An 8,493-nucleotide genomic window follows, 5' to 3' on the forward strand; every position below is an offset into this window, starting at 1 on the left:
CATCTTTGTCTTTTCTTCAATACTTACTTTTGACTTTTGTGACATAGAAGTGCCCCCTCCATGATTGACAGTGTTTTATTTCACTGTCTCTCATAGAGGGAGCATATCATAGCACAGAGCACAACCCTATACAGGGGGATATCTGTTTGTGGAAACTTGCAATCACAAATCCGGCTGGGCACGAGGATAAGAATATGGTGTTTCTGTTTATCGGATCAGCGTTCACCCGGGCACAGCAAGATTGGCTGCAACTGTCTGCCTTCAAGCGCTGCGCCTATGGTCTCCGGTATGCGTCCCATGTCTGCCACCAGAGAGCGCGGCTTAGCAAATGGCGCATCCTGCCGCATGGGTACGAAAAAATAGTGTTTGCGGTTGAGCAGGGCACCCAGATTCGATGCACTGCCGGATAGAGCGTCGTTTGTAGAAACTGCCAGTACAACTGGCTTTTCTCCTCGCAGATGACTTTTCACCGCCATGGTGACTGTAGTATCCGTCACACCATGCGCAAGTTTTGCCAGTGTGTTCCCAGTACAGGGGGCAATCACTAAAATATCAAATAGTTGCTTTGGGCCGATAGGTTCCGCAGCAGAGATGGTGTCTATGGCTTCGCGTCCGGTTGCTTCACACAGGCGACTGCGCCACATATCCGCCGTTCCAAAACGGGTATTTAGTGTTGCAGCATGTGCAGATAAGATAGGCGTGACTTCGCATCCACGTGATACAAGGGTTTCAACGATGGGCAGAACAGCAGAAAAGGTGCAGAAAGAACCGGTCAGAGCAAAGCCGATGCGAATTGGCGGGGTCATAGGATACCCTCCTCGTGAAAAATATTGCAAACCGTATCGTAAATGGCATGTGCCGCAGTGAGCGGCGCAACTTTACCTGGTAAAGATAACGCGTGCAAAATACGACATCCGGAGGGCAGCTTTGCGTCCGGTGCAATACCGCCGGGCATAGAAGCCAGATCAATTATCAGGCAGGGAGGGGTAAGTCCAGCCAATTCCGCAGCTCCGAGCACTGGTGCGGGGACTGTATTAAATATGATATCAAATCCGGCAAGATGACCGGAAAGTTGACGGGTATCCAACGTCTGCATTCCTTGAGTTTCAATGCGCGCAAAGTCACGCGGTGAACGAGCAGATACCGTCACCTGCGCGTCAAGCGCATGTAATTTGTGCGCCAGGAGCGCACCAATACGGCCATACCCAATTACCAGACAACGCGACTGTTGGATCGTATGCGCAGTCTGTTCCATGGCAAGCTGCAATGCGCCTTCACAGGTGGGAGCGGCGTTGCGTATGGCAAGTTCATCGCGCGCTAAGTAATCAATTAGATGCAGGTTATTCTGTACAGCACGAGCATGCACCCAAAACGGCACAGAGCCAGCCAACGTGATGGTATTTGCAGGAATTGCATCTATCACATCGATAAGTGGATATGGCGTATTGGATAACGGAGCATTAAGCTCCGAATTTCCGTGCTGCACAGGGAGTGGCAGAATCACTGCCTGCACATCAGTAAAACAACTTCGAGGGTCACTAACAGCGGCACACCCTTCGATTGGATGGCGCTCCAGCGCAAAGGTGCGTACTGTGTGCCCATCCGCACACAGCAGTCCGGCGAGGTATGCCTGCCGGATATCGCCGCCGACAACCGCAAGGGTCGCCGTTTGGTTCATAACAAATACCTCCTTTGTCTCATCCTATGCAGCGTGCGGAACTACTGTGCGGCAGAGCAAAGCAAGGCCGCGCTCAAATGATAGGAAACACCTGCTTGGTAATGAACGCAATGATATAAAATAAGTCAGCAACTGACGCTGCTGACCGATAGATATGATGATATTTGTTTGTGATTTAGAAGACACGCTTTGCAAGTCAATAGACCGTTAGACCTCACTATCATTTTCTGTGTTTTGCGATTGGAGTTGCGCAGTAAAAACTCTGTCCAACGCAGGCCAGCTACGTTTGAGCGATACCGGACGATTGTCACGACCCATGAAGCAATGTCGGCTGTCGCCTTCGCATCGCAGTGCATTGGTTTGTGCGTCTCGTATTTCATAGTGAAGTGCCATACGAGTGCCGCTATATTCCGTAATTTGTGCAAAAATCAGCACTGTATCGCCGAATCTTGACATGGTTTTATACTTACAGTGTACTTCCAGCACAGGGCTTCCAAAGCCCTCTGCTTCTATGCGGTCATAGCCATAGCCAAGCTGATCGAGCAGTTCAACACGGGCTTCTTCAAACCATCGGATATAATTGGAATGATGGACAATACCCATGCCGTCGGTTTCGTAGTATTGTACCTTGTGTTCATAGGGAGTCATACTGTGTTCGTTCCTTTCCGAAAGAGAAGGCGCCCTGTGGGCGCCTTGGTTTGTTCGCGTGGATAGTCACCGCGCAGCGTGCGTAGAACAACAAAAGCGCGAACGGTTTTCGCATCTCTATAATAGCATAAAAACCGCTATTTGTCGAGCGTCGACCAGGCAAACTCAAAGACGCTGACAGAACAGTCCATGATGGTTGCAGTACCAGTACAACATTCCGTGGCCGCGGATGAAAAAACGCGTCTGTGCGTTACTCTCTGGATAGAGTTTAACCATGTCGAACCGGTCGCCGGTGACACAGGCGATAAAGGAAATGTAGTGGCTTTTCGTCATTGGGTGGTCAACAGTGATATAATGCTCGTGTTCTATCACCTCACACTGCACAGCGTGCACGTCATCCGGTTCCTCGGCCTCCATTGGGGGGAGTATGATACCGCAGCAGGAAATCACAGCCGGACCGGTACTGTGCAACACGTTGCCGCAGATGGGGCAGATATAAAGCTTTGACCGCAGCAGGTTAGATGCACGGTTGGTATTGATGACCTGCTCACCGCTCAGTAGCTCCGGTAAAGAGACCTGCAGCACGTTTGCCAATGACTCCAACAGAGAAATGTCCGGAAAACCTTTGCCGGTTTCACATAGTTAAAGATATTGGTGTCGTTCAATCAATTTTGCCGATGAAGCGGTAGAAGATTTCTACCTCCTGTTCCCGGCTCCCGTCCTCGTTCTTGACCGCCTCATGGACAAGGATTTTTTCAATCAGCGTGTTCAAGAGTTCGGCGGTGAGTTCCGTGGGATTGACGCACTCTTTCATCAAGGCAATCCATTTTTCTGCGTCTGCGGCGCTCTGGCTTTCAGCGGCAATGACAGATTGAAGCTGTTCAATCTTTTCTTCCAGTTCCGCCTGTTCGCTTTGGTACTTCCCTGACAGCATATTGAAGTTGTATTCCGTGATACGCCCCGCCGCCCAGTCCTCATACATCCGGGCAAACAGGGTATCGACCTCTGCTTTCCGCTTCTCCGCTTTTTTCAGTTCAGCGGCCTGTTTTTTTCTTGCGGCGGCCTGTCCTTTGTCATTGGCGTTCAGCAGCCGTTTCAAAAGCTGTTCTTCATCGTGCTGTACCAGCCCCGACCAGTATTGCAGACGGGAGAGGACATAGGCGTAAAGCACATCATAGCGGATGTAGTGCATGGAGCATTGGCGTGTACCTTGCCCGTTCTTGCTGCAATGGTAGTAGCCATAGGGCTTGCTGTTCTGCCTGTTCTCCCCGTAGGCCAGCGACCAGCCGCAGTCCGCACACTTTATCAGCCCCGCAAAAATCTGTGTCGTGCCATTCTTGCGCTCCCTCCGGCGGCTTGCAATCTGCTCCTGTACCTGCCTGAAAACCTGTTCGCTGATAATCGGCTCCTGCGTGTTTTCCACCCGCACCCATTCGCTTTGTGGCTTGCGTATCCTCCGCTTGTTCTTAAAGGAAATATTGATCTCCCGGTAGTGGATGGTATGGCCGATGTAGGTTTCATCTTTCATAATGCTTTTGACCTGCGCTATCGTCCATGCGTAGCCTTTTTCCTCTGGTGCGCCAGCGTAGATATTGGCGAAAGTCCCGTCACGCTGGAAGTTGATAAATCCCGGCGTCGGTACTTTTTCCGCAATCAATATCCTTGTAATGCTGGCCGCCCCTTTGCCGTGAACGGCAAGGTCAAAAATCTTCTCCACGATCCAGCGGGTTTCCTCGTCGATCACCAGCTTGTTCTTGATTTCCGGGTGCTTCTTGTACCCGAGGGGAGCATAGGCGCTGATACGCTGTCCGGCGGCAAACTTTGCTTTGAAAGCGGTCTTTACCTTGCGGCTGGTGTCCTTTGCGAACCATTCGTTGAACAGGTTTTTGAACGGCACGAAATCAGACAGTCCCTTTTCTGTGTCCTCGTTTTCCGCAACGGCGATGTAGCGCACCCGTTTTTCCGGAAACAGAAATTCCAGATAGTAGTCCATCATCACATGCTCCCGCCCGAAACGGGACAGGTCTTTGGTGACAATGCAGTTTACTTTTCCGGCTTCCACATCATCCATCATGCGCTGGAAACTCGGACGCTCGAAGTTTGTCCCACTCCATCCATCGTCCACATATTCCCCGACCACATGAAGCCCCTGCTCCCTTGCGTACTGTTGCAGGATTGTCCGCTGCGTTTCAATGCTTACGCTGTCGCCATAGCTTTCATCGTCACGGCTTAACCGCATATAAAGAGCCGTGTTGTAAATGGTAGTATTGTAAGGTTGTTTCACCGTAAAAATCCTCCTTCTAAAGAAACAACCCACGCTTACAATACTTTTGCTCTATGGCAATTATATCATAAGCGTGGGCGTGTATCAACGATGGGTCACGAAGAAGCGGCCTTTGCCGCCGTGTGCCGGACGACATCCACAATCAGATCGCCAATCGGACGACCGCCAGCGGCGAAATGTTCGGAGATTTTGATACGGTTTTTCCCACATACAAAATACTGTGTGCCGTTCTCGTCAGTAATGACCTGCCCGGTGTGTGTTGTATCAATAATGTCGCTTTCGCTTTTTACCATCCAGTGTCCTCCGTATGATTATTTTTAATCATGTAGCTTGAATTTCTGTTCATAGCGTTTACCTCTCTCTTGTTCGCTGCTGCCGTTTCAGTTCCGCCAGCACTTCCGGCGGGATACGGTCAACCAGCCTTTGCATATTTTCCAGTTCGCTTTCCAGCTTTGCCCGTTCCATGCGGTCTTTCATCTTGCCGCTTTCGCTGGCCTTTGCCCTTGCTTCCAGCTTTTGATTTTCTTCCAAAAGGTCTTTGATCGTGACCTTGTACTTTTTCAGTTGCCCGGAGAAGTTCTCCATCTGCGGAAACCACTTTTTCAACAGGGAGAGGGCTTCCTCTTTCTTCTTCCCGGCGTTCAGCGGGTTCATGCCGTCAAGGGCGGCTTCGATAGCTCTGGCCTGTTTGGAGAGGGAAACCGCCTGTTTGAACAGCCGGGTGGGGATATGCTTCCGGCCTGTCTTGCTGGCGCTCTCCCCACGCTCCAAATCCGGGTATTTCTCCACCATGTAAGCGTGAAAATCATCCTGCCACTTCGTAAGGTTTGCCCGGTTGCCGAGGATTTCTTTGGCGCACAGGCGGTTGTCCTTTGTCAGCGGCACAAAGGTTAAATGCAGGTGGGGCGTTTTCTCGTCCATGTGTACCACCGCCGATACGATATTCTCCCGGCCTACCCGGTCAATGAGGAAATCCGCCGCCCGCTGGAAAAATGCCTGTATTTCCTTTGGGGATTTCCCCTTGAAAAACTCCGGGCTGGCAGTTATCAGGGTATCGACAAACCGGGTGCTGTCCTTGCGGGTACGGCATCCAGCCTGCTCAATACGGCTCTGAATGAAGTGGTAATAGCGCCCCTCCGGCTTGACAATATGGAAGTTGTACTTGCTTTTGGCTGTGTCAATGTCGGGGTTGCTGGCGTACTGTTCTTTCTGCCGTTCGTGATGGGCTTCCAGCGGCCTTGCCGGGTTGCCCTTGTGCTTCTCAAAACGCAAAATTGCGTGTTGTGCCATGAAACTCCTTTCCCCATTCCTTTCCCATCCTGGAATGGTCAAGAAAACCGCACACCCAATTTACTCCATCAGGCGACCTGACTCCGCTTTTGTGTCCACCGCAAACGCTTAACAAGCGGAGGTAGATTATCCTCATTGGCGGTGTTGCGTCGGAGGCGATTGTAATACGTTTCGATCCAGCGAAAAATCAACTGTCGAACCTGCTCCCGTTTCATAGAAACGCAGTGAAGCCGATAAATCAACTCCTTTTTGAGCGTTGCAAAAAAACTTTCCATCCGCGCATTGTCAAAACAGCAATGTGTGCGTCCCATACTCTGACGAATGGATTCATGCTGAGCAAGCAGCGTACGGTATTCCTGGCTGGTGTACTGGCTGCCATGATCAGAATGAAGGATCAAACCGGTTTGATAGCCATAGCGGGAAACTGCATTGCGAAACGCATCGCAGCATAAGCTGGCGCGCATATGGGGGCGCATTGCATAACCGACTACCGCGCCATCAAAACAGTCCAGAATTGCGGCAAGATACAGTTTGCCGTCTGCACATTTGATTTCGGTCATATCGCTGATGTACTTTGTTCCGGGCGCGGGAGCAGTAAAATCCCGCCGCACCAGATCATCGTTCTGTGACGTGTAGGAATCGACCTTTGTCAGACTATTTGGACGCTTTTTGTGCATCAGCAGATGATTTTCTTTGCATAGCCGATAACATTTTCCATAGCTTGGACGTTGTGTTTCCGGCAATGCCTCCCGCAAGCTGCGCACACCGTAACACGGATGCTGTTGTCGTAATTGCTTTAGGGCCGATACCGTTTCCGCGTCGCGATCTGTATGCATTGGTCTGCGTTTCCAATCATAATACCCTTCCCGGCGCACGCCGAGCGTCTGACAGCACAATGCAATACTGCTGTTCTGATGATTGGCTTCGATCCATGCGTATAACTGTCGCGGGCGAACACCAGTTATCGACCCGCCATAAAACCCAGCGCTTTCCGAAGAATATAGTTTGCTTCGTGCAGTTGATGCAGCTCATGTGTCAGCCGCGTGATGGCCTGTTCCGGTGTTTCTCCGGGTTGTACGCCACGAATCTGACCACTGGCGAGCCGCTCTGCCCGACGCCAGTTGTATACGGTCTTCGTGGAGATGCCAAGCCGCCGGCACGCCGCGCTCACTCCGATTTCGTCGGCCAGTTTCAGCACATCGGCTTTATATTCTTCCGTGTATTTCCGTCCCATCTACTACACCCTTTCTTGGCTTCATTATATCACCTTGGGTGTACGGTTTTATTGTATCACTCCATCCGGGGTTTTCCACAGGGAAAATCCCGCCGGAAATAGCTCGGATAGGATTGGAATGGATAGAATATGAATCAATCTTTTTATCTTTGTATTTCTATATACCGTCCGGTTTCCGTACTTCTCAAAGGTGATTTCCGTACTTCATGGGTACGGTTTTCAGTCCTCCGGCGTACCAGAACGGGATTTCTTGAAGTCGGTGTTTGAAACCACTTCATAGGATTTTGGGTAAATGCGGTTGGGTTTCCCACAGCCCTGCTTCTGGATCTCTACCAGCCCGGCGTATTGCAGTTCCCGCAGGGTGTTCACCGCTTTCTGCCGCCCACAGCGGAGCAGGTCAACCACCTCGCAGATGGGATAATACAGGTAAATCCGCCCATACTCGTCCGCCCACCCATTTTTCCGGGATAACTCTGTCCGGCGCAGGATAAAGGCATACAGTAGCTTTGCCTCGTTGGACAGGGGCTGGAATGTAGGGGCTTCAAAGAGAAAATTGGGGAGCCGGGTGAAGCTGAACGCCTGTTCCGGCTGATGAATGTAAATCGTGTTTGTCATAGCGTGTTTTGTGGACGGTTAGAAGCCCGTTTTCCGGGGTGGGCGATAATTTATACTACCCGCCCCGGTTTGGGGCTTGCAAAGCCTGATAAATCAAGGCTTTTTTCACTCCTAACTGTCCACACAAGACCTCCTTTTCCGTTCACTTTCTGTTTTCTGCCGCCTGTGAACTTTGGCGGCACAGCCGGGGCAGTATTTAGCCCGGTTGGATTTGGGGACGAATACGCCGCCGCAGACTGCACAGCGTTTCAAGTCCTTATCCCGGAAAATCTCTGCTTCCAATGCCCCGTCCAGCGGCAAGACCGCCCAGCGGAACCACTTGCAGCAGACTGAGAAAGAAACCGTCTGCGGGCAGATGCAGGCGTCCCCATCGTCAAGGGCAATGCAGTTGCCGTCCTCACAGCAACAGCACTCCCGGCGTATCAGGGCGCTTGCCCGTTTCCGCTGCGCTGGTGTCATGCGGTAAAGGGAACCGTCTGGCCTGCGTTCCAGCGGCGGCAAATCTTTGTAGGGGTTATTTTTCATGCGTTCCCTCCATTTTGCTTTCCGCTGCCGTTCTCCCCGAAAAGGCTTCCTGCCCCATTCCTGCGGCGTGTTCCGGCGTTGGCACGCTCCCCATAACTTCGGGACAACTTGGCGCTGTTGACAAAGTCTCGCAACAGCCCTCGCGGTATGTTATAATAAGAAAAAAGTCTGAGGTGATGGGATGCAGCTGGCGATACACATGGTAACAATCGAGGACTT

11 protein-coding genes are annotated in these 8,493 nt (G+C 51.4%); all 11 read right to left on the reverse strand.

Going from position 1 to position 8,493, the window contains the following annotated elements; translation table 11 throughout:
• Positions 1-215 precede the first annotated feature (215 nt).
• The 11 genes from ACTQ3V_RS14875 to ACTQ3V_RS14925 all read right to left on the reverse strand — a co-directional run bounded on the left by ACTQ3V_RS14875 (position 216) and on the right by ACTQ3V_RS14925 (position 8,274).
• On the reverse strand, positions 216-806 hold the full coding sequence (locus ACTQ3V_RS14875) for a dipicolinate synthase subunit B (protein WP_441468202.1): 591 nt from the start codon (positions 804-806) through the stop codon (positions 216-218).
• A complete protein-coding gene (locus tag ACTQ3V_RS14880; RefSeq protein WP_441468203.1) occupies positions 803-1,678 on the reverse strand; it encodes a dipicolinate synthase subunit DpsA in 876 nt (291 codons plus the stop codon). Before ACTQ3V_RS14880 ends, ACTQ3V_RS14875 begins: the two co-directional genes overlap by 4 nt.
• A 207-nt stretch (positions 1,679-1,885) precedes the next feature.
• Positions 1,886-2,326: an acyl-CoA thioesterase gene (locus ACTQ3V_RS14885; protein ID WP_441468204.1), complete on the reverse strand. Its 441-nt coding sequence runs from the start codon at positions 2,324-2,326 to the stop codon at positions 1,886-1,888.
• Between the two features lie 165 nt (positions 2,327-2,491).
• Positions 2,492-2,911, reverse strand: coding sequence for a desulfoferrodoxin family protein (locus ACTQ3V_RS14890; protein WP_441468205.1), 420 nt, complete (start codon positions 2,909-2,911; stop codon positions 2,492-2,494).
• 76 nt (positions 2,912-2,987) lie between these two features.
• Positions 2,988-4,610, reverse strand: coding sequence for a recombinase family protein (locus ACTQ3V_RS14895; RefSeq protein WP_441468206.1), 1,623 nt, complete (start codon positions 4,608-4,610; stop codon positions 2,988-2,990).
• 95 nt (positions 4,611-4,705) lie between these two features.
• Positions 4,706-4,903: a hypothetical protein gene (locus ACTQ3V_RS14900; RefSeq protein WP_373164786.1), complete on the reverse strand. Its 198-nt coding sequence runs from the start codon at positions 4,901-4,903 to the stop codon at positions 4,706-4,708.
• 58 nt (positions 4,904-4,961) lie between these two features.
• On the reverse strand, positions 4,962-5,900 hold the full coding sequence (gene mobV, locus ACTQ3V_RS14905; protein WP_373164788.1) for a MobV family relaxase: 939 nt from the start codon (positions 5,898-5,900) through the stop codon (positions 4,962-4,964).
• Between the two features lie 68 nt (positions 5,901-5,968).
• On the reverse strand, positions 5,969-6,865 hold the full coding sequence (locus ACTQ3V_RS14910; protein ID WP_441468208.1) for an IS3 family transposase: 897 nt from the start codon (positions 6,863-6,865) through the stop codon (positions 5,969-5,971).
• Positions 6,862-7,134, reverse strand: coding sequence for a transposase (locus ACTQ3V_RS14915; RefSeq protein WP_441468207.1), 273 nt, complete (start codon positions 7,132-7,134; stop codon positions 6,862-6,864). Before ACTQ3V_RS14915 ends, ACTQ3V_RS14910 begins: the two co-directional genes overlap by 4 nt.
• Before the next feature lie 219 nt (positions 7,135-7,353).
• Positions 7,354-7,749: a replication initiator protein A gene (locus ACTQ3V_RS14920; protein WP_373164790.1), complete on the reverse strand. Its 396-nt coding sequence runs from the start codon at positions 7,747-7,749 to the stop codon at positions 7,354-7,356.
• Between the two features lie 111 nt (positions 7,750-7,860).
• Positions 7,861-8,274: a cysteine-rich VLP domain-containing protein gene (locus ACTQ3V_RS14925; RefSeq protein ID WP_040012746.1), complete on the reverse strand. Its 414-nt coding sequence runs from the start codon at positions 8,272-8,274 to the stop codon at positions 7,861-7,863.
• Positions 8,275-8,493: the final 219 nt, after the last annotated feature.

It is taken from the genome of Candidatus Agathobaculum pullicola, assembly GCF_052117205.1.
In the GTDB taxonomy this organism is placed as follows: domain Bacteria; phylum Bacillota; class Clostridia; order Oscillospirales; family Butyricicoccaceae; genus Agathobaculum; species Agathobaculum pullicola.